We start from the raw sequence: 21,107 nt of genomic DNA on the forward strand, positions 1-21,107 counted from the left end.
GTCCGTCATGCCCGTCACATCCGTCGAGAGCGACACCGAAGCGCTCACCATGAGTCTGGTCGCCGACTTTCCCGTCGGTCCCGAGCGTCTGTGGGCCGTGTTCACCGACCCGCGCCAGCTCGAGCGGTTCTGGGGTCCTCCCGGCTGGCCGGCGACCTTCGACGCGTTCGATTTCTCGGTCGGCGGACAGGCGAAGTACCACATGACCTCGCCCCAGGGTCAGCACGCCGGTGGGGCGTGGGAGTTCACGCGCATCGACGAACCGCGGGGATTCGAGGTCATCGACTCGTTCGCCGACGACAACGGCGACCCGATCGAGGGGATGCCGTCGATGCGCATGGTCTTCTCGTTCGAAGCTACGCCCGAGGGTTCACGGCTGACGAACGTGAGCCACTTCGCCTCGGCCGAGGCCCTCGAGCAGGTCGTGGCGATGGGCGCCGTCGAGGGCTCGACCCTCGCGATGAACCAGCTCGACGCCGTGCTGCTCGGACTCCGCGAGTTCGCCCAGGGCACGGGCACGCAGCTCGAGGTGCTCAGCGACCAGCACGTGCGCATCACGCGCCTCATCGACGGCCCGCGCGAGCTGGTGTGGCGCGCGCACGTCGACCCCGCGCTCATGCGGCAGTGGATGCTCGGCCCCGACGGCTGGCGCATGACCGTCAGCGAGGTCGACGTCTCGGTGGGGGGTCGGTACCGCCTCGCGTGGGAACCCGAGGCCGGTACCGAGGGCGAGGGCTTCGGCTTTGACGGCGAGACCCTGCTCGTCGACGAGCCGAGCCGCATCGTGCAGACCGAGCACATGACCGGCACCGACTACCCCTCGACCACGAACGACCTGTCGTTCTACGAGGAAGACGGAGCCACCCTCGTGACGCTGCTCATCGAGTATCCGGATGCCGCGACCCGCGACGCCGTGATCGGCACGGGCATGCTCGAGGGGATGGAGCAGAGCTTCCAGCGGATGGAGCGCGTGGTCCTCGGTTAGGTCAGGGATGCTCCGTCGTGTCAACAGACTCCCGGGCGGAGTACCGCAAAGGGGCTCACCACACCGTCATCGTGCGGAGATTCTCGGCTTCACCGCCGTCCGCCGGCGGTGTGACGGTCCATCCGAGCTCCGCGAGGACTGATGCGACCTCCGCTGGGGCATCACGTGCAGCTGCCTTGATCTGCCGACGCCGCCACTGTTGTCTGCCTGCGTCTACTGCATCCCGCCACTCTGGCTGGGCGTCGATACCGCACTCCTGAATCACGAACTGGAGAAGATCTTCAAGACATGGTCGGAAACGCTCGCCGCCGACGGGGATGTGGAGAGACGAGATCTGATGTGGGGCAGTGACTTGGCCGGGTCGGACGGCGTGTGATCGCGAGAGGAGGTGCGATAGCGCACCTCGCTCCGCGTGAACATGCCAGTGCACGGTGGGCGATGTGTGCATCGCCGCGTCGAACTCGAGGCGGATGAGAGGCTGGCGGTCGAGCGTCGAATGGACGGCCATCTTGGACTGCACGGTCTTCAAATAGCGATTGTGTCGATCCATCGAGAGAAAAATCTCGACGGTCAGATCAGCGAGGTGTTCGCTATCGACATAGAGCGGTATGCGGTTGTTCAGATCGGGGTTTTCAGGTCGCACCCAGTAGCGATTCGATTGCGGCGCGGTGAGGGAGCGAATGTCTATCGGTCCAGGCAGAACAGCTCGAAGTGTGGTCTGGACCTCGGCGGCGAACTCGGCAGACCGTTGGGCGAGATCGTCTGATGTGCTCGTCATCACTCCGTGCCGAGCAGAAACTCGATTCCCTCAATCTCGTCCTTCGCATCCCACTCGTCCGAGGTGAGCGACGACGCAGCAATTTTCGCCGCGAGTTCGTCCCTCGTCATCTGAAGGCGAGTCAAGATCTCTGCGCGGCGCGCGACGAGAGAGTCTCGAGTCATTTCCTGTACAGGAGCCACGATTCCTCCAGTGTGTGTGAGGTGGGTGAGCGTGACGCAAGTAAATCACTGACCTCCGACATCGGCCAGGCTGAGGGCTTGAAGGATGTGCAAGACCGACGGAGCGTGCGTGTCGGGGCTCGGCGGCCGGTTCTCAGCTCACCGGCGCCGGCGCCGCGCGGCGCACCAGCTCGCGCAGCTTCTTCTCGACCTCGGGCGTCACCTCGAGCACCACGAACGACACCGGCCACATCGGGCCGTCGTCGAGCTGCGCGGTCTCGTCGAAGCTCACGGTGCCGTACCGCGTCTTGAACTTCGAGGCCGGCTGGTAGAACACCACGACCTTGCCGTCCTTCGCGTAGGCCGGGAAGCCGTAGAACGTCTTCGGCGCAAGGTGCGGCGCCTCTTCGAGCACGATCACGTGCACACGCTCCGCGATCGCGCGATCGACTCCCTCGAGCTTCTCGATCGCCTCGAGACAGGCCTCGTTCTCTTTCTGGAGCTTGGCCAGGCCTTTCAGGCCCTTCATCGCCCTGAGCTCTTCGGCGCGCTGCGTCATCGCGGCGCGTTCCTCGTCACTGAATCCGCTGGCCATGGCATCCGTCCTCTCGTGGGTGTGGACGAAGGTTATCGCTATGGCCGTGGCCCGGTCAGGTACCTGCCCGACGTCGGCGGTGTGCGCAACCTCACTGGCAGGTGGGTGCGGGCACAGGCACGCGGGCGGCGGCGTCAGGCCAGCCGCAGCCCCTCTTCGAGCGCGACCCACGCGAGCATCGCGCACTTCACGCGCGCGGTGTACTTCGACACCCCCGACAGCGCGGCGGCGTCGGCGAACGTCTCCTCGTCGAGGGGGATCTTGCCCCGCGAGCGCAGCGCCTCGCGGAACTGCGCGATGAGCGCATCGGCGTCGGCGCGCGGCATCCCGTCGTCGCCGCCGTCCTCGCGCAGCAGCGCGACGAGCATCGACGCCGAGGACTGCGAGATCGAGCAGCCGGCGCCCTCCCAGGTGACGGATGCCACGCGCTCGCCGTCGTCGGACAGCTCCACGCGCAGGGTGATCTCGTCACCGCAGATGGGATTGCGCTGGTGCACGGTCGCGCTGCGGGCTCCGGGCTCGTCGAGTCCGAAACCGCGGCGGTTCTTCGCGTGGTCCAGGATCAGCTCCTGGTACAGGGATTCGAGACCGCTCATGCGCGTGCTCCTGCCGTGGCGACGCCGAAGAAGCCGCGCACACCCGACACGGCGTCGAGGAACGTGTCGATCTCGGCGGCGGTGGTGTGGAGCGCCGCGCTCGCGCGCACCGACGCCGTCAGGCCGAAGCGGCGGTGCAGTGGCTGGGCGCAGTGGTGGCCGACGCGTGCGGCGACGCCACGCGAGTCGAGGAACTGGCCCACGTCGTGCGCGTGGACCCCCTCGACGGCGAAGGCCTGCAGGGCGACGCGGTCGGCGGCATCCGTGTCTCCGAGCAGGCGGATGCCGGGGATCGACCGCAGCCCCTCGCGCATGCGGCGTTCGAGGGCGGCCTCGTGGGCGTGGGCGGCCGCGAGATCCTGGGCAGCGAGCCAGCGGACCGCGGCGGCCAGCGCCACCGCCTGCGACACCGGCTGCGTGCCCGCCTCGAAGCGATGCGGCGGCGGCAGATACTCGGCCTTGTCGAGCGTGACGGTGGTGATCATCGACCCGCCGGTGGTGAAGGGCGGCAGCGCGTCGAGCACCTCGTCGCGACCCCAGAGCGCGCCGATGCCGTACGGACCGTAGACCTTGTGCCCCGAGAAGACGGCGAGGTCGACTCCGGATGCCGGCAGGTCGAGGGCGAGGTGCGGAGCCGACTGGCACGCGTCGAGCACCGTCAGCGCGCCGACGCCGCGGGCGAGGGTGACGAGCTTCGCGACGGGGTTCACGATGCCGAGCACGTTCGAGACGTGCGGGAACGCGACGACCTTGGTGCGCTCGCCGATGAGGTCGGCCGCGGCGTGCATGTCGAGCATGCCGTCGTCGAGCACCGGGATGTGGCGCAGGCGCGCGCCCGTGCGGGCGGCGAGCTCCTGCCAGGGAATGAGGTTGGCGTGGTGCTCGGCCTCGGTCACGACGATCTCGTCGCCGTCGCGCAGCCGCCCCGCGTAGCCGAGCGAACCCGCGACGAGGTTGAGCCCGGCGGTGGCGCCCGAGGTCCAGACGAGCTGCTCGGGCTCGGCGCCCACGAACTCGGCGACGGTGACACGGGCGTCTTCGAACAGCTCGGTCGCCTCGGCCGCCAGCGTGTGGGCTCCGCGGTGCACGGCGGAGTTAGCCCGCTCGAGGAAGGCGCGTTCGGCGTCGAGCACGGCGTGCGGCTTCTGGCTCGTCGCGCCGGAGTCGAGGTAGACGAGGGGGTGGCCGTCGACCTCGGTCTCGAGGATCGGGAAGTTGGCGCGCACGGCGTCGACGTCGAAGGGAGGGGTCACCCTTCCAGGCTACGGCGCGCCGGGTGGGTGCGGGGTGTCGGTCGCCGCGGCGGCGCCCGCACCCGGCGGCCCCGCGATCCGGCCCCGACCCCGGTTGCCCGCAGGGGAGGCGTCAGCATCGCACCCGCGGCCGCATGGGAACCGTCAGCGCGACGGATCGCGGCGGGATCGGCGCGTAGACCGGATGCCATGACCCTCACGGCCCTGCTCCCCACCCTCCGATCCAGCATCCCGGCGCCCTTCGACTCCGCGGCGTGGCCCGCGGGTTCCCTGCCCACCCTCGACGACGTCACGGTGCGGGCGATGTCGGTCGGCCGTTACGCCGACATCTGCGGCACGCCCTGCGTGTGCACGGGACCCGCCGTCATCCCGGCGTCGGGTGGGGTGGCATCCGCGACGCTGTCGACGACGGTGATCGTGGCGACGGTGGTGCAGGCCGCACCTGACGCGCTGCGCCTCGACGCGTGCACAGCGGGACTCGACGTGGTGTGGCGCGAAGCGCGTCTGCTCGGCCGCGTGTCGCGCGCGTACGACGAGCCCTTCGCCGTGATCGACACGCACGGCAGCGAGGCGTGCGCCCGGGTCGTGCTCCCCGGTGACGTGCGGATGGGCGACCGCATCGCCGTTCCCTGCCCCGGATGCCACACCCTCGGGGAAGTGCGTTGATGCTGCTGCACTCGATCGTCTACGCCTGCCGCTGCGCACGGGTGCAGGCGGAGTTCGAGGCCTGCGCCGACGACGAGGACACGCCGACGCGGTGACGGTTCAGCCTCGCGCGAGCAGTCGCGCGGGCACCGTCGAGGCCGCGGCGCGAGCAAGGTCGAGGGGGACGCCCGCCGCCGTCGCCATCTCGATCGCGCGCTCCATCGTCAGGGTGGAGCCGGCGAGGGTGTCGGTGCCCGCGAGCACGGGGCGCCCGTCTTTCACCTCGACATCGAGGCCGCCGAGGCGATACTCACCGTCGCCGAGTCCGGTGGCCGACATCGCGTCTGTGACCAGGATGACGCGTCGCGGCGCGGCCGCGAAGAGCGTGCGGATGACCTCGGGGTGCACGTGAACGCCGTCGGCGATCACTTCGAGGGCGACGTGGTCGCGCCCGAGCGCCGCGCCGACGGGGCCGGGAGCACGGTGCCCGAGGCCCGGCATGGCGTTGAACGCGTGCGTCACGAGCTGCGCACCGCGATCGAACGCCGCGGCGGCGACATCGTGATCGGCCTCGGTGTGCCCCACTGCGACGACGACGCCCGCCGCCACGAACGCGTCGACGGCATCCATCGCCCCGGGTAGCTCGGGGGCGAGCGTGACCTGGCGCACGATGCCCTCGCCCGCCGCCAGCAGCCGCTCCACGGCCTCGGGCGACGGCGGCACGAGAGCTGCGGGGTCGTGGGCACCGCGGCGCGCGGGCGCGAGGAACGGCCCCTCCAGGTGAACGCCCGCCACGCCCGGCAGCGCGGGAAGCGCCGCGTGCAGGTCGCGCAGCCGGCGCTCGAGGCGGTCGATGGGGGCGCTCACCAGGCTGAGCAGCAGCCGCGCGGTTCCGTGCGCGCGATGGTGGGCGACGGCGGCGGCGAGCCCCTCGAGGTCGGCGTCGTCGAACGAGTGCCCGACCGCGCCGTGGCAGTGCAGATCGACGACCTCGGCGGGGAGGGGCGCGGCGGCGGTCTCGCTGGTGCTCATGGGATGTTCATCCTCTCGCGCCGGAGGCTCGGGCAGGAGTCGTGCGCGGCGCACCGGCCTCACAGCACCAGCCGGTACCCCATCCCCTGCTCCGTCAGCAGGTGCACGGGCGCCGAGGGATCGGCCTCGAGCTTCTTGCGCAGCTGCGACATGTACAGCCGCAGGTAGCCGCTGTCGGCGACCTGCTCGCTGGCCCAGATCTCTTTCAGCAGCGTCTGCCGGGTGACGAGCGAGCCGGGGTTGCGGGCGAGGAACTCCAGCATGCGCCACTCGGTCGGGGTCAGGTGCACGCGGGTGCCGTCACGCAGCACGGCCTTCGCGGCCAGGTCGACCTCGACCGCGCCGAAGCGCACGATCGCCTCGCCCGAGGTCGGCGTGACCCGCCGGGCGTGCACCCGCAGCCGGGCGAGCAGCTCGTCGATCTGGAACGGTTTGGTCACGTAGTCGTCGGCGCCGGCGTCGAGCGCGTCGACCTTGTCGGCCGAACCGGTGCGGCCCGACACGACGATGATCGGCACGCTCGTCCAGCCGCGCAGCGCCTGGATCACCTGCACGCCGTCGAGGTGCGGCATCCCGAGGTCGAGCAGCACGATGTCGGGATGCGATTGAGCGGCGAGCGTGATGGCCGCGGCACCGTCGGCCGCGGCGACGACGTCGTACCCGTGGGCGGCGAGGGTGATGCGCAGGGCGCGCACCAACTGCGGGTCGTCGTCGGCGATGAGCACCTTCACGGCGTCCTCCTTCGGATGGCGGATGCCACCGACACCGCGCTCTGATCGGCACCGGCCGCGTCGCCGCCCTCGACGGGGAGGGCGATCACCATCGTGAGTCCGCCGCCGGGGGTGTCTTCGGGGGTGAGGGTGCCGCCCATGCCTTCGGCGAAACCGCGCGAGAGGGCGAGACCGAGACCCAGCCCCGCGGTGTTGTCGGTGTCACCGAGGCGCTGGAACGGCGCGAACATGTCGTCGCGCCGTTCGGCCGCGATGCCCGGTCCGTGATCGATCACGCGGATCTCGGCCGTGCCGCTGAGGCGGCTCGTGGCGATGCGCACCCGCGTGCCCGCGGGCGAGTAGCGATCGGCGTTGGCGAGCACGTTCACGAGCACGCGCTGCAGCAGCACGCCGTCGGCGCGGAGGGCCGGCAGGTCGGGGTCGAGCGCGAGCTCCACCTCGTCGGGACCGAGGCCGAGCTCGTCGAGGGCGGCGATCACGACGTCGGCGGCGTCGACGGGGGCGAGCGAGACCGCGAGCACCCCGGCCTGCACGCGGCTCACGTCGAGCAGGTCGGTCACCAGCAGCGACAGCGTCGCCAGGCTCTCGTCGGCGGTCTCGATCAGCTCGCGGCGGTCGCTGTCGGAGAGCTGGTCGCCGGCGGCGCGAAGCCCCCCGAGGGCCGCGACGGCCGACGCCAGGGGTCGGCGGAGGTCGTGGCTGACGGCCGAGAGCAGAGCCGTGCGCACCTGGTCGGTCTCGGCGAGGGCACCGGCTTCGGCGGCGGTCTCGGCCAGGTCGGTGCGTTCGAGGGCGGCGGCCAGCTGCGCGACGACCACGTCGAGCAGTCGGCGCTCGCTCGCGTCGAGATCGCGGCCGTGCAGCTCGAGCATCGCCCGGTCGGCACCCACCGGCACGGTGGTCGACCGATCGTCGCGCACCGGCTCGCCGTCGGTGGCGATGACCTGGCCGTCGGCGGTGATCAGGCGCACGCCCGCGAGACCGAACGCCTCGCGCGCGCGGCTGATCAGGGCGGGAACCGCGCTCTCGCCCCGCAGCACGCTGCCGGCGACCGTGGCGAGAAGCTCCGCCTCGGCCGAGGCGCGGCGGGCGGCGCGGGCGCGACGGGCGGCCTGATCGACGACGATGCTCACCAGCATCGCGATGATCACGTAGAGCACGAGGGCGATCGCGTGCACGGGATCGCTGATGGTGACGGTGTAGAGCGGCGCGATGAAGAGGAAGTCGAGGGTCACGCCCGACAGCACCGCGGCGAACACCGCCGGCCAGATGCCGCCGATCAGCGCCACGATCACCACGAGCAGCTGGTACGCCAGCACGTCGGTGGTGATCGAGTCGTCGGAACCGGTCGACAGCAGAAGGAGCGAGATGAGGGGGCCGCCCACGAGCGCGGTGACGAACCCCAGGATGCGACGCTTCGCGCTCAGCGCGGGCCCGGTCAGGCGGGGGAGGGCGAACCGCCCGCCGGCGCGCGCGTGGTTGACGATGTGCACATCGATGTCGCCGGAGGCGCGGATGACGGTGGCGCCGATGCCGGGACCGGTGAGGGCCGCGCCCAGCCGTCCGCGGCGGCTGACGCCGATCACGAGCTGCGAGGCATTGACCGACCGCGCGAAGTCGACGAGGGCGGTGGCGACGTCGTCGCCGACGACCTGGTGGTACGAGCCGCCGAGCTGCTCGACGAGGGCCCGCTGTGCGTCGAGGGCGCCGGGCGTGCTCGCCCGCAGGCCGTCCTGCGTCGACACGTGCACGGCGAGCAGCTCGCCTCCGGCCGAGCGGGCGGCGATCCGCGCGCCGCGGCGCAGCAGGGTCTCGCCCTCGGGGCCGCCGGTGAGGGCCACGACCACGCGCTCGCGCGCCTGCCACGACCCCTCGATGCCCTGCTCGACGCGGTAGCGCTGCAGGGCCGAGTCCACCTCGTCGGCGAGCCACAGCAGGGCCAGTTCGCGCAGCGCCGTGAGATTGCCCAGACGGAAGTAGTTCGACAGGGCGGCGTCGATGCGCTCGGCGGGGTACACCGACCCGGCCGACAGGCGGTCGCGCAGGGACTGCGGCGCCAGGTCGACGACCTCGATCTGGTCGGCGGCGCGCACCACGGCATCCGGGACCGTCTCGCGCTGCACGACCCCGGTGATCTTCTCGACCACGCCGTTGAGCGAGGCGATGTGCTGCACGTTCAGCGTGGTGATCACATCGATCCCGGCCGACAGCAGCGCGTCGACGTCGAGCCAGCGCTTGTCGTGGCGCGAGCCCGGGGCGTTGGTGTGCGCGAGCTCGTCGACCAGGGCCAGCGCGGGGCGCCGGTCGAGGACGGCATCCAGGTCCATCTCGTCGAGCGCCACCCCGCGGTGCTCGACGGCGCGGCGGGGGAGCGTCTCCAGGCCCTCGGCCTGTGCGGCGGTGGCGGCGCGGCCGTGCGTCTCGACGATCGCGATGACGACGTCGCGGCCCTCGGCGGCGAGCCGGCGCCCCTCTTCGAGCATCTCGTAGGTCTTGCCGACGCCGGGCGCGGCCCCGAGCAGCACGCGCAGATGCCCGCGCCTCACGAGGCGCTCCCGTGGCGTCGGTCGCTCGAGATGCCCGACCCCGTGGTCGGGACCGCCCGGTCGCGCGGCGCTGATACCCCGTCGAGTGTCCACGACACGCCGCATCCGCGCGCGGCCAGCGGCGTGTTCCGGACCCTCGACCGGGGTTGCCCCGCCGGGCGACGCACGCGAACCCGCCGTCGCGCACGGAGCGCGACGGCGGGGACCACGACGAGAGCCATGTCAGCGATTCTCGTCGCTCATCGGGCGTCGAGCGCGCGATTGAGCTCGACGACGTTGACGCGCGGGTCGCCGAGGTATCCGAGATCGCGGGGCAGGGTGTGCTCCGCCACGAGGGTCGACACCTCCGACGCCGGGATGCCACGGGCGTCGGCGACCCGCGCGACCTGGCGCTCGGCGTTGGCGACCGAGATGTCGGGGTCCAGTCCCGAGCCCGAGGCGGTCACCGCGTCGGCGGGGATCGTGCCGGCACCGTTCAGGTCGTCGAACGCCGCCTGGTGTTCCTGGATCGAGGCGATGAGGTCGCTGTTCTCGGGCCCGAGGTTCGACCCCGTCGAGGCCGAGGAGTCGTACCCCGCGGCCGAGGGACGCGACTGGAAGTACTGCGGCAGGGCGGTGCCGTCGGCATCCTGGAACGACTGGCCGACCAGCTGCGAGCCCTGGACGCTCCCGTCGGCCGAGCGGATGAGCGACCCGTTCGCCGCGAACGGCAGGGCGACCTGGCCGATCGCGGTGATGAGCAGCATGTAGCCGACGCCGAGGACGACGGTGAAGACGAGCATCGCGCGGACGGCGACGCCGGTGGTCCGCAGGGTGGTGCGCATGACGGTGCCTTTCAGAAACCGGGGAGCAGGCTCACGACGAGGTCGATGAGCTTGATGCCGATGAAGGGGACGAGGACGCCGCCGAGCCCGTACACGAGCAGGTTGCGGCTGAGGATGCTCGAGGCGCTGGCCGCGCGGTATTTCACTCCACGCAGCGCCAGGGGGATGAGCACGATGATGACCACGGCGTTGAAGATGATCGCGCTGAGCACGGCCGAGGCCGGCGACGACAGCTGCATGACGTTCAGCACCGCGAGGCCCGGGAACACGCCCATGAACATCGCCGGGATGATCGCGAAGTACTTCGCGATGTCGTTGGCGAGCGAGAACGTCGTCAGCGCGCCGCGCGTGATGAGCAGCTGCTTGCCGATGCGCACGATGTCGATGAGCTTGGTCGGGTCGCTGTCGAGGTCGACCATGTTGCCGGCCTCCTTCGCGGCCGAAGTGCCCGTGTTCATCGCGACGCCCACGTCGGCCTGAGCCAGCGCCGGGGCGTCGTTCGTGCCGTCGCCGGTCATCGCGACGAGGTTGCCGCCCTGCTGCTCGCGCTGGATGAGCGCGAGCTTGTCTTCGGGCGTGGCCTCGGCGAGGAAGTCGTCGACCCCGGCCTCGGCGGCGATCGCCTTGGCGGTGAGGGGGTTGTCGCCCGTGATCATCACGGTGCGGATGCCCATCGCGCGCAGCTCCTCGAACCGCTCGCGCAGCCCGTCCTTGACGACGTCCTTGAGGTGGATGACGCCGAGTACGCGGCCGACGCCCGACGAGAGCGTCGCGACGACCAGCGGCGTTCCGCCCGACTGCGAGATGGCGTCGGTCTCGCTCTGCAGCTTCGCGCGCAACGCCTCGGCGACGGGGGCTCCGGATGCCGCGAGCCAGGCCACGACGGCGGACGCGGCGCCCTTGCGCACCTGCGTGCCGTCGACCAGGTCGAGGCCGCTCATGCGGGTCTGCGCCGTGAAGGGCACGGGTTCCGCACCCCGGGGCAGGTCGGCGACGATCCCCTGGGCTGCCGCGAGCTCGACGACCGACACGCCCTCGGGCGTGGGGTCGGCCTGCGACGACAGCGAGGCGTACTCCGCGAGCTCCGGCCCGCCGACGCCCGTCAGGGCGACGAACGCCGACGCGCGACGGTTGCCGTAGGTGATGGTGCCGGTCTTGTCGAGCAGCAGGGTGGTGACGTCTCCCGCGGCCTCGACGGCGCGGCCCGACATGGCGAGCACGTTGCGCTGCACCAGGCGGTCCATGCCCGCGATGCCGATGGCGCTCAGCAGGGCGCCGATGGTCGTGGGGATCAGGCAGACGAGCAGCGCGACGAGCACGGGGATCGAGACGGGGGATGCCGCGTACGAGGCGATGGGGTTCAACACCAGCACGACGATCACGAACACGATCGACAGGCTCGCGAGCAGGATGTTCAGCGCGATCTCGTTGGGGGTGCGCTGACGCGAAGCGCCCTCGACGAGCGCGATCATGCGATCGACGAACGTCTCACCGGGCTTCGAGGTGATCTTCACGACGATGCGGTCGCTGAGCACGCGGGTGCCGCCGGTGACGGCGCTGCGGTCGCCGCCTGACTCGCGCACGACCGGGGCGGATTCGCCGGTGATCGCCGACTCGTCGACCGTGGCGATGCCGTGCACGATGTCGCCGTCGCCGGGGATGAGCTCGCCCGTCTCGACGAGCACGACGTCGCCGAGGCGCAGGTCGCCCGAGGGGACGTCTTCGGTCGCGGCGGCGGATGCCGAGGGGTCTTCGGCGGAGTACGAGACGACGCGGCGGGCCGAGGTGGTCGTGCGGGTCTTGCGCAGCGTCGCCGCCTGCGCCTTGCCGCGGCCCTCGGCGACCGACTCGGCGATGTTCGCGAAGAACACGGTGAGCCAGAGCCAGACGGCGATGCCCCAGGTGAAACCGGCGGGGAGCGTGGTGTCGCCGCCTCCGAGGAACGGCTCGGCGAGAGCGATGAGCGTGGTCAGAGCCGCGCCCACCCAGACGAGGAACATCACGGGGTTGCGCCACTGCGCCGCGGGGTTGAGCTTCTTGGCCGCCCCCGGAAGGGCGGCGACGACCTGGGCGGCGCTGAACGCACGCCGCGGGGTGGTCTGCTCGGGATCGGCGGCGGGGGCCGGAGCGTGGGTGAGGGTGGACATCAGCGGGCAAGTCCTTCGGCGAGGGGTCCGAGAGTGAGGACCGGGAAGTAGGTGAGCGCCGTGACGATCACGGCGACGCCGGCGAGCAGACCCGCGAACTGCGGGCGATGCGTCGGCAGGGTTCCGGCGGTGGCGGGCACGGCATCCTGTGCCGCGAGGGCACCGGCCAGCGCCAGCACGAACACGATCGGCAGGAAGCGTCCGAGCAGCATCGCCACGCCGAGCGCGGTGTTGAACCACGGGGTGTTGGCGGTGAGGCCGGCGAAGGCCGAGCCGTTGTTGTTCGCCGCCGAGGTGAAGGCGTAGAGCACTTCGCTCAGGCCGTGCACGCCCGGGTTGAGGATCGAGGTCGACTCCACGTCGTCCCGGATGCCGGGAACCCCGAAGCTCAGCGCGGTCCCGGCCAGCACCAGGGTGGGCGTGACGAGGATGTACAGGCTCGCGAGCTTGATCTCGCGCGGCCCGATCTTCTTGCCCAGGTATTCGGGGGTGCGGCCGATCAGCAGCCCGCCGACGAACACCGCGATCACGGCGAGGATCAGCATTCCGTAGAGCCCCGAGCCGACGCCGCCGGGGGCGACCTCGCCGAGCATCATGTTGATCATCGGCATCATGCCGCCGAGGGCCGTGTTGCTGTCGTGCATCGAGTTGACCGCGCCGGTCGAGGTCAGCGTGCTCGTCGACGAGAAGAGCGTCGAACCGAAGATGCCGAAGCGCACCTCCTTGCCCTCGAGCGAGCCGCCCGCGAGCTGGGGAGCGGTGCCGGCGCCGGCGAGCTCGGCCCACGTCATCAGGGCGGTGGAGGCCACGAAGATCGCCCCCATCACGCCCAGGATCGTGTATCCCTGACGGTTGTCGCCGACGATGCGCCCGAAGGCGCGGGGCAGCGAGAACGGGATCACCAGCATGAGGAAGATCTCGAACAGGTTCGTCCACGGCGTCGGGTTCTCGAACGGGTGGGCGGAGTTGGTGTTGAAGAACCCGCCGCCGTTGGTGCCGAGGAGCTTGATCGCCTCCTGCGAGGCCACCGGCCCACCCGGGATCGACTGGGCGGCTCCCGTGAGGGTCGTGGCATCGGTGAAGCCGTTGAGGTTCTGGATGACGCCGCCCGCGAGCAGCACGACGGCCGCGACGATCGAGAACGGCAGCAGCAGGCGGTACGTGCCGCGCACCAGGTCGACCCAGAAGTTGCCGATCACGCCGCTGCGGCGATACGCGAACCCGCGCACCAGGGCGACGGCGACGGCGATGCCCACGGCGGCGCTCACGAAGTTCTGCACGGTCAACGCCGCGAACTGCACGGTGTAGCCGAGCGTCGTCTCGCCCGAGTAGGACTGCCAGTTGGTGTTCGCGACGAACGACGCCGCGGTGTTGAACGACAGTGCCTCGCCCGGTGCCTCGAGACCCAGCGAGAAGGGCAGCACGGTCTGCAACCGCATGATCGCGTAGACGAGGACGACGCCCACGAACGAGAACAGCAGCACCGAGCGCAGGTAGGCCTGCCAGGTCTGCGCGCTGCGGGGGTCGACGCCGATCAGGCGGTAGGTGCCCCGCTCGACGGCGAGGTCGCGTGCGCCCGTGTAGATGCGGGCGATGTAGTCGCCGAGGGGGCGGTACGCCAGTCCCAGGGCGACGATGAGGGTGAGGCTGGTCAGCGCGATGGACCAGATCATTCCGGCGTCCATGTCAGAACTTCTCGGGGCGGACGAGGGCGACCACGAGGTACACCACGGCGGCGACCGCGAGCACGGCGGCGAGGATCGTGAAGAACATCACGGCCGGTCCCCGCTGTTCTCGCGGGCTGCCGGGGCAGACGGCGGGGTGGGGCGAGGAGACGAGGCGCGGACCTCGGGGCCCAGCTTCTCGACCCCCTTCGCGACGAGGGCGACCAGCGCGAAGATCGCGACGGTCGCGGCGAGGAAGACGGCATCGAGCACGACGACTCCAGGATCGAGAACAGAACCGCGGGCGGACCGCGGGCGCCGCGGGGCGGCACGTGTTCCGATACAACCGGCGGGGGGTTCGGCATCCGGGCGTCCTCACGGTTTCCCTACGGGTGTGCGGCGGACGCATACGGCGTGCTTACGCGGGGGCTGCACGATTCCTGCGGAACGGGGTGTCGAGGCGCGCGGCCGCGCGGTGGGGTGGGTAGCGCAGGAGTCGTGCGCGCGCAGCGGAGCGGCCCGGGCGCATGATGGAGTCATGCTCGCGTCCGACGGTCCCGGTGTCGCGGTCACGGCGACGCTCGTGATCCCCGCGTCCGAGCTGTCGTGGCGGTTCTCGCGCTCGTCGGGCCCCGGCGGGCAGGGAGTGAACACCGCCGACTCGCGGGTGGAAGTGATGTGGGATGCCGCGGCCTCGACCGCCCTGTCGCGCGCGCAGCGCGAGCGGGTCCTGGACCGCCTGGGGAACCGCCTCGTCGACGGCGTGCTGACCATCGCGGCGTCGGAGCACCGCGCGCAGGCGCGCAACCGCGATGCCGCGCGCGACCGGCTCGCCGCGATCCTCGCCGAGGCGGTGCGGCCGCCCGCCCCTCCCCGCCGCGCGACGAAGCCGACGCGCGGCTCGAAGGAACGCCGCCTGCAGGCCAAGCAGCGCCGCACCGACGTGAAGCGGATGCGTCGGCGGCCGACCGACTGAGGTCGGAGGGCCGGCCCGGCCCGCTCCGCCGCGTCAGCCGGCGGCGCCCGTGGAGCCGCCCTCGGCGCGGCGGCGGCGCACCTGCTCCTCGAGGTCGGCGAGGCGCATCTCGCGCTCGAGGTCGGCGATCTGCTGCTCGGTGGTGCGGGAGGCGCTCGGCGCCGCCGGGGCGGGCGTGTCCTTCTGCCAGCGGCGCGGGTCGCCGAACGACATCGGTGCGGAGCGCGCCTCGTACTCGCGACCGAGCGCGAACCACAGGATCGAGCCGATCAGCGGCAGCAGCACGATGAAGAAGATCCACGCGAACTTCGGCAGATGTTTCACCTGGTCGTCGCGCCGGGTGATGACGTCGATCAGGGCGATCACCAGGACGGCGACGGTCAGCAGGGCGAGTACTGGCATGGCATCCACCCTGTCGCAGAGTCGCGGCCGCGTCCACCGACGTGTCGCGGGCGGGCCGAACTCCGACGCCCCCACCACGAGGGCGGGGGCGTCGGACGGGACTCAGGATGCCGAGGGGGGCGGCGCCTTGCGCGAACGCGGCGTCGGGGTGTTGTCCACCGGCTGGCCGCCGCGCTGCTGGCCCGGCAGGGGGCGGGAGCGGCGACCGTAGATGACCTCCGACGAGTCGAGCAGCCACGGCACGAGTGTGATCGAGACGCCGTGCACGAGCATGAGCTGGTGCGCCAGGCGGCGCGAGCGCCGGTTGTGCAGGATCGACTCCCACCAGTGCCCCACGATGTACTGCGGCAGGTAGACGGTGACGATGGCCGAGCCGTTCTTCTCGCGGTACTTCTTGATGAACGTCGACACCGGCGAGGTGTACGTGCGGTACGGCGAGTCGATGATCACGAGGGGGATGGGCACCTCGTGCTCGGCCCAGTCGCGCTGCAGCCTCGCCGACTCTTCTTCGGTGATCGCGACGTGCACGGCGAGCGTCTTGTCGTGGTTGGCGGCCAGGGCGTAGTCGATCGCCTTCGACGTGGGCTTCTGCAGGCGGTTCACCAGCACGATCGCCACGTCGCCCGACGAGCCGAAGTGCACCGTGTCGTCCATCTGGATCTCGTGCTCGACGTCGCGGTAGTACCGGTTCACGCCGATCATCAGCACGGCGAGGATCGGGATGGCGATGAACACCAGCCAGGCGCCGTGCGTGAACTTCGTGACCGTGACGATCAGCAGCACGAGCACCGTCATCGCGGCGCCGACGGAGTTGATCCACAGACCCGAGATCGCGGAGCGGCGCTCGATGGCCGCGGACTGCTGCTTCGCCGCCTCGGCGGGCAGGAGCTTGAATTCGCGCAGAGCGCGCCGCCAGTGCCGCACCATGCCGATCTGCCCGAGCGAGAACGACACGAACACGCCGATGATGTAGAGCTGGATCAGCGTGGTGAGGTTGGCCTGGTAGACGATCAGCACGCCGATGGCGACGATGCCGAGGATGATCATGCCGTTCGAGTACACCAGGCGGTCGCCGCGGGTGTTGAGCGCCTTCGGGGCGTAGCCGTCGCGGGCCAGGACCGCGCCCAGCAGCGGGAAGCCGTTGAAGGCGGTGTTGGCGGCCAGCAGCAGCACGCACGCGGTGGCGGCCTGGATGATGAAGAACGGGATGCTGCCCATGCCGAAGGTCGCCGCGGCCACCTGCGCCATGAGGCTCGGCTGCGGGTTGTTGGCGCAGTCGAAGCCGATGAGGTGGCAGGGGTTCTCGGCGTAGTGCACGCCCGAGATCAGCGCCAGAGCGGTCAGACCCGCGAAGAGCACGATGGCGATGCCGCCCATGAGGCTCAGCGTCGTCTGCGCGTTGCGGATCTTGGGCTTGCGGAACGCGGGGACGCCGTTCGACACCGCCTCCACCCCGGTCAGCGCCGAGCAGCCGCTCGAGAAGGCGCGCAGCACGAGCAGGATGAGCGCCGCCTGGGTGAGCGACTCGGCCTGCACGGCGTAGTTCGCGCTCGAGGCCTCGGGCGCGTCGCCGAGGAACGTGCGGGCGAGGCCCACGACGATCATCACGCCGACCGACCCGATGAACAGGTAGGTGGGGATCGCGAAGACGCTCGATGCCTCGCGCACGCCGCGGAGGTTCACGATCACGATGAGGATCACGAAGCCGACGGCGATCTCGACGCGGAACGGGTTGAGTTCCGGCAGCGCCGAGATGATGTTGTCGACCCCGGATGCCACCGACACGGCCACCGTGAGCACGTAGTCCACGAGCAGGGCCGCGGCCACGACCACGCCGGGCACTTCGCCCAGGTTCTTGCTGGCGACCTCGTAGTCGCCGCCGCCCGAGGGGTAGGCCTTGATGAGCTGCCGGTAGCTCAGCACCACCACGATGAGGAGCACCACGACGGCGACCGCGACCCACGGGCTGAGGGTCAGCAGGGCCGTTCCGCCGATGAGCAGGATCATCAGGAGCTCCTGCGGGGCGTACGCCACCGAGGAGAGCGCGTCGGAGGCGAAGATAGGCAGCGCCATCTTCTTGGGCAGGAGCTGGTCGTCGAGTTTTTCCGACGTCAAAGGCTCGCCGATAAGGATGCGCTTGGCCATCGGCGTCTCGACGCCGGGCTCGCGACTTTCTTCAGTCACGGCGCGTGACACTACGCGCACTGGACGGGCGGCGCAATCCGACGCGCACGTCGTTCATCGCATGGCAGTCAGACCGTGATCAACGCGACAACACGGTGCCGGGTCGGATCGAGGCGCGAACCGTGGGTCAGGCCGGGGCGGCCGCCTCGGCGATGAACGCCGCGACCGCGTCGGCGCCGGCGTGGTCGTCGGCGCTGATGGTCACGACGGCGTCGCCGGCGAAGACGATCATCTGCCCGTACGCCCCGTGCAGCCGCCACGCGGCGCCGGGTCCGTCCCACCCGGCCAGGGCGTACCGGCGGTACCCGTCGCCCGCGCTGCCGGTGTCGATCCAGGCCGAGTGCAGGGCATCCACCGTCTCGGCCGGGACGAGCCGTTCGCCCTGCCAGACGCCGCGGTCGCGCACCAGCAGGCCGAGGCGCGCCATCTCCCCGGTGCGCAGGGCGAGGCCCTCGCCGGCGAGGATGCGCCCGTTGCGACAGCGCCCCCAGGCGAGGTCGGCGAGGCCGAGCGGGGCGAACAGCCGGGGGCGCAGGTACTCCTCGACGTCGCCCGTGCGGTGGGCCAGCACGTGCATCGCGGTGTACGTGCTGGCGTTCGAGTACTGGAACACGCGGCCGCGCGACGGGCGCGAGAGGAACTCGGCGGCGAGGTCGGGCCAGTCGGTCATCATCGTCGGCGACCACGCCAGGTCGATGCCGCTCGACATCGACTGCAGATGGCGCACGGTCACGTCCGGCGCGGCGGTGGGGACGATGCCCGCGACGGGCTCGTCGAGATCGAGCAGCCCGTCCGCGGCGGCGATGCCCGCCGCGAGCACGCACACGGCCTTCGCGACCGAGTGGATCTCTTCGCGCTCGTCGGGCGTCCAGCGGTGCTCGGCGACGTCGTCGCCCACGCGCACGTGCAGCCCGTGGGCGCCGAAGCCGGTGTCGTCGATGTGGCGCACGAGCGCCGCGCGCAGGTCGTGGGCCGGGGTCATCCCCCCAGGCTACGGGCGGGCCGTGTCAACCCGCGGGGTCGTCGGGCGGCGACGCCGCACTGGTCTCTAGGATCGCGGGGTGAACGACATCGTGGGCTCGGGGCTGCTCGCCGTCATCGCGGGCGGGGTGGTCGCCGTGCTCGCCCTCGTGCCGTTCGTCGCCGTGAGCTACCGGCGCCGCGGGGGTCTGACGCTCTGGCGCACGCTGCTCTGGGCGGGGGCGGCGGTGTACTTCTGGGCGATCTGGACGTACACGCTCATCCCGCTGCCCGACGACGACCTCTATCGCTGCGCGGGAGTCAACCTGCGGCCGTTCGAGTTCGTCGACGACATCCGCGCCGCCGTCGCCGTGTCGGGGCGCTACCTGACCGATCCGACGGTGCTGCAGGTGGCGTTGAACGTGCTGCTCTTCCTGCCGCTGGGCTTCTTCCTGCGGGTGCTCGGGGGTCGCGGCATCCTGGTCGCCGGTCTCGTGGGACTCGCGACCTCGGCACTCATCGAGACGACGCAGCTGACGGGCGTGTGGGGCCTCTTCCCCTGCGCGTACCGCGTGTTCGACGTCGACGACCTGATCGTGAACACCTCGGGGGCCCTGCTCGGCTCGCTGGTCGCCTTCGCGGTGCCCGCGGCGCACCGAGGGGTGGCGAAGAGCCCGGATGCCGAGGTGCCCCGCCCCGTGACCCGCCGCCGCCGTCTGCTGGGACTGGTCTGCGACGTCGTGGGCATCTCGCTCGTCGGCGTCGCGGTGTCGGTGCTCGTGCAGGCGGTCACGGTGCTGCTGCTCGGCGAGTCGGCCACCCTCGCGACCGACGAGGCGGCCTCGTGGGCCGGGACGGTGGCGGGCGCGGCGCTCTGGCTGGGGGTCGTGCTGGTGACCGGCCGGTCGATCGGCGACCTCGCGACGCGCGTGCGGTTCACGAACGGCATCCTGCCGGTCTGGGCCGCGCGTCCCCTGCGGTTCCTCACCGGCGCGGGCGCCTACGCGGTGCTCGCGGCGCTGCCGGCGCCGTGGTCGATCGCGGCGTTCCTGCTGGCGCTGGTGACCGGCGCACTTCTCGTGGTCTGGCCCGACGGCCGCGGCCTCACCGGCTGGATCGGTCGCCGGCGCCTGGTCGACGATCGGGCGGGCGTGGTGAGTCCCTCGGTCGACACGAGCGCATCCGGGTGACCCGGCTCGGTCTGTGCCGCGTCGACGACGGCGTGCGCGTGCACCGAGTTCCGCCCCCTCGGCGGGACACGGGCGAGGCCGCGCCGACCGACGCCGCGGACCGCCCGCTACCGTAGGCCGCATGGGGGAGCCGCTGTCGGCCGCGGATGCACGCATCCTGGCGCTGGAGTCCGATGTCGTGCGCGGGCACGCGCTGAAACTGCTCGTGCTCGAGCCCGGCGAGGCCCTCGATCTCGAGGCGGTGCGTGAGAGTGTCGCCGCCCGACTGCCGGCGTTCCCGCGCGGGCTCCAGGTGGTCGTCGACGACGGCGACGGTCCGGCGTGGATCGAGGCGACCGACGTCGATGTCGCGCAGCACGTGCGCCGTCACGCGGCCGACGACCCCGCAGCGCTGCGCGCGGTCGTGGGTCGACTCATGGGGGAGCCCCTCGACCGCTCCCGCCCGCTGTGGACCATCGACCTGGTGGGGCCCCTCGCCGATGGGCGAGAGGCGGTGGCGGTGCGCCTGCACCACGCCCTCGCCGACGGGCTCACGGCCGTGCGCTTCCTCGAGGCGGTGATCTTCGAGCCGCACGACGCCCCGGCGCACGAGGTCGGCCTGCGCGACCCCGACGCCCGCCCGACGCGGTGGAGCGAATGGGAACGGATGCCGATGACCCTGGCCCGTGAGCTCGCTCACCCCGGCTCGCACTCCCCGTTCGACCGCCCGATCAGCGCGCGCCGCGCCCTCGCCTTCGTCGACGTGCCGCTCGCCGAGGCACGCGCCGTCGGCGCCTCGCGCGCCGACCACGCCACGATCAACGACGTGCTGCTCACGGTCATCGCCGGGGCCCTGCGGCGGCGCCTCGTGCACCACGGGCACGTGCCGCGGCTCAACGCCCAGGTGCCCGTGAGCCTGCACGAACGCGGCGAGGACGCCGCGGCATCCGGCAATCGCGACTCGTTCGTCGACGTCGGCCTGCACCTCGACGAGCCCGACGACCTGCGCCGGCTCGACCTGCTCAGCGCCCAGACCCGCGCCCGCAAGCACGCTCACGATGCGCGCGCCCTCGACGAGCTGTTCCACGCGCTCGCCGCGGCCGGGTCGGCCGGCGCGCTGCTGCGCGGTCTCGCCGACGACCCGCGTGAGTTCGCTCTCGCCATCTCGAACGTGCCCGGGCCGCGCGTGGCGGTGTCGGTCGCCGGCCGCCGGGTGGGCCACGTGTACACGTCGTCGGAACCGGGGCCGAGGCATGCCCTGCGCGTCGCCGCGATCTCGAACGACCGCTGGCTCGGAGTGGGGTTCTGCGTCGACCCCGAGGCCGTGCCCGACGTCGAGCTGCTGGCTGAGGCCGCGCACGACACGTGGGACGCCCTGCGCGCGGGCACGCGGTGAGCGGCGCGCGCTGAGGCGGGCACGCGGGCGCGGTGTCGACGCGGTCGAGCGCGCGGGGCGGCA

The 21,107-nt window shown here is 71.6% G+C and carries 20 protein-coding genes; 5 read left to right on the forward strand and 15 right to left on the reverse strand.

Annotated features, from left to right (window positions below; genetic code table 11):
- Positions 1–7: 7 nt before the first annotated feature.
- Complete coding sequence (locus ASF96_RS01635) at positions 8–985, forward strand: SRPBCC family protein (protein ID WP_055935343.1); 978 nt, start codon at positions 8–10, stop codon at positions 983–985.
- A gap of 55 nt (positions 986–1,040) precedes the next feature.
- Here ASF96_RS01635 and ASF96_RS16660 read toward each other — a convergent pair whose 3' ends face one another.
- The 4 genes from ASF96_RS16660 to ASF96_RS01650 all read right to left on the reverse strand — a co-directional run bounded on the left by ASF96_RS16660 (position 1,041) and on the right by ASF96_RS01650 (position 4,368).
- Positions 1,041–1,763: a hypothetical protein gene (locus ASF96_RS16660; RefSeq protein ID WP_156458675.1), complete on the reverse strand. Its 723-nt coding sequence runs from the start codon at positions 1,761–1,763 to the stop codon at positions 1,041–1,043.
- A 315-nt stretch (positions 1,764–2,078) separates the two neighbouring features.
- A complete protein-coding gene (locus ASF96_RS01640) occupies positions 2,079–2,519 on the reverse strand; it encodes an iron chaperone (RefSeq protein WP_055935345.1) in 441 nt (146 codons plus the stop codon).
- 134 nt (positions 2,520–2,653) lie between these two features.
- Positions 2,654–3,115, reverse strand: coding sequence for a Fe-S cluster assembly sulfur transfer protein SufU (gene sufU / locus ASF96_RS01645; protein WP_055935347.1), 462 nt, complete (start codon positions 3,113–3,115; stop codon positions 2,654–2,656).
- The gene (locus ASF96_RS01650; protein WP_055935350.1) at positions 3,112–4,368 is read right to left on the reverse strand and encodes an aminotransferase class V-fold PLP-dependent enzyme; all 1,257 of its coding nucleotides are present in this window, start codon (positions 4,366–4,368) and stop codon (positions 3,112–3,114) included. Before ASF96_RS01650 ends, sufU begins: the two co-directional genes overlap by 4 nt.
- A gap of 189 nt (positions 4,369–4,557) precedes the next feature.
- Here ASF96_RS01650 and ASF96_RS01655 point away from each other — a divergent pair, with 189 nt between their 5' ends.
- Complete coding sequence (locus ASF96_RS01655) at positions 4,558–5,034, forward strand: hypothetical protein (RefSeq protein WP_055935352.1); 477 nt, start codon at positions 4,558–4,560, stop codon at positions 5,032–5,034.
- 99 nt (positions 5,035–5,133) lie between these two features.
- Here ASF96_RS01655 and ASF96_RS01660 read toward each other — a convergent pair whose 3' ends face one another.
- From ASF96_RS01660 to ASF96_RS16670, 8 genes are all read right to left on the reverse strand, one after another.
- A complete protein-coding gene (locus ASF96_RS01660) occupies positions 5,134–6,045 on the reverse strand; it encodes an N-acetylglucosamine-6-phosphate deacetylase (protein ID WP_055935354.1) in 912 nt (303 codons plus the stop codon).
- Between the two features lie 59 nt (positions 6,046–6,104).
- Positions 6,105–6,776, reverse strand: a complete 672-nt coding sequence (locus tag ASF96_RS01665) for a response regulator (protein WP_055935356.1) — start codon at positions 6,774–6,776, stop codon at positions 6,105–6,107.
- Complete coding sequence (locus ASF96_RS01670) at positions 6,773–9,322, reverse strand: DUF4118 domain-containing protein (protein WP_055935358.1); 2,550 nt, start codon at positions 9,320–9,322, stop codon at positions 6,773–6,775. Before ASF96_RS01670 ends, ASF96_RS01665 begins: the two co-directional genes overlap by 4 nt.
- Before the next feature lie 239 nt (positions 9,323–9,561).
- Positions 9,562–10,146, reverse strand: a complete 585-nt coding sequence (kdpC, locus tag ASF96_RS01675) for a potassium-transporting ATPase subunit KdpC (RefSeq protein WP_055935360.1) — start codon at positions 10,144–10,146, stop codon at positions 9,562–9,564.
- A gap of 11 nt (positions 10,147–10,157) precedes the next feature.
- Positions 10,158–12,293, reverse strand: coding sequence for a potassium-transporting ATPase subunit KdpB (gene kdpB, locus ASF96_RS01680; RefSeq protein WP_055935362.1), 2,136 nt, complete (start codon positions 12,291–12,293; stop codon positions 10,158–10,160).
- Positions 12,293–13,966, reverse strand: a complete 1,674-nt coding sequence (gene kdpA / locus ASF96_RS01685) for a potassium-transporting ATPase subunit KdpA (RefSeq protein ID WP_200934055.1) — start codon at positions 13,964–13,966, stop codon at positions 12,293–12,295. Before kdpA ends, kdpB begins: the two co-directional genes overlap by 1 nt.
- Before the next feature lie 13 nt (positions 13,967–13,979).
- The gene (kdpF, locus tag ASF96_RS16665) at positions 13,980–14,066 is read right to left on the reverse strand and encodes a K(+)-transporting ATPase subunit F (protein WP_181016022.1); all 87 of its coding nucleotides are present in this window, start codon (positions 14,064–14,066) and stop codon (positions 13,980–13,982) included.
- Positions 14,066–14,230, reverse strand: a complete 165-nt coding sequence (locus ASF96_RS16670) for a hypothetical protein (protein ID WP_156458676.1) — start codon at positions 14,228–14,230, stop codon at positions 14,066–14,068. Before ASF96_RS16670 ends, kdpF begins: the two co-directional genes overlap by 1 nt.
- 265 nt (positions 14,231–14,495) lie before the next feature.
- Between ASF96_RS16670 and arfB the strand changes: the two genes are divergently transcribed.
- A complete protein-coding gene (gene arfB, locus ASF96_RS01690) occupies positions 14,496–14,933 on the forward strand; it encodes an alternative ribosome rescue aminoacyl-tRNA hydrolase ArfB (RefSeq protein WP_055935366.1) in 438 nt (145 codons plus the stop codon).
- Between the two features lie 33 nt (positions 14,934–14,966).
- Here the strand turns inward: arfB and ASF96_RS01695 are convergent, their stop codons facing one another.
- The 3 genes from ASF96_RS01695 to ASF96_RS01705 all read right to left on the reverse strand — a co-directional run bounded on the left by ASF96_RS01695 (position 14,967) and on the right by ASF96_RS01705 (position 18,501).
- The gene (locus ASF96_RS01695) at positions 14,967–15,335 is read right to left on the reverse strand and encodes a PLD nuclease N-terminal domain-containing protein (RefSeq protein WP_055935368.1); all 369 of its coding nucleotides are present in this window, start codon (positions 15,333–15,335) and stop codon (positions 14,967–14,969) included.
- Between the two features lie 102 nt (positions 15,336–15,437).
- A complete protein-coding gene (locus tag ASF96_RS01700; protein WP_156458759.1) occupies positions 15,438–17,480 on the reverse strand; it encodes an APC family permease in 2,043 nt (680 codons plus the stop codon).
- Between the two features lie 166 nt (positions 17,481–17,646).
- Positions 17,647–18,501: a serine hydrolase domain-containing protein gene (locus tag ASF96_RS01705; RefSeq protein ID WP_055935373.1), complete on the reverse strand. Its 855-nt coding sequence runs from the start codon at positions 18,499–18,501 to the stop codon at positions 17,647–17,649.
- A 79-nt stretch (positions 18,502–18,580) separates the two neighbouring features.
- Between ASF96_RS01705 and ASF96_RS01710 the strand changes: the two genes are divergently transcribed.
- Both ASF96_RS01710 and ASF96_RS01715 read left to right on the forward strand, forming a co-directional pair.
- Positions 18,581–19,669 (forward strand): VanZ family protein, encoded by a 1,089-nt coding sequence (locus ASF96_RS01710; protein WP_055935375.1) that lies wholly within the window; start codon positions 18,581–18,583, stop codon positions 19,667–19,669.
- 121 nt (positions 19,670–19,790) lie between these two features.
- Positions 19,791–21,044 (forward strand): wax ester/triacylglycerol synthase domain-containing protein, encoded by a 1,254-nt coding sequence (locus tag ASF96_RS01715; protein ID WP_055935377.1) that lies wholly within the window; start codon positions 19,791–19,793, stop codon positions 21,042–21,044.
- Positions 21,045–21,107 lie beyond the last annotated feature (63 nt).

The organism is Microbacterium sp. Leaf179 (genome assembly GCF_001423785.1).
In the GTDB taxonomy this organism is placed as follows: Bacteria; Actinomycetota; Actinomycetes; order Actinomycetales; family Microbacteriaceae; genus Microbacterium.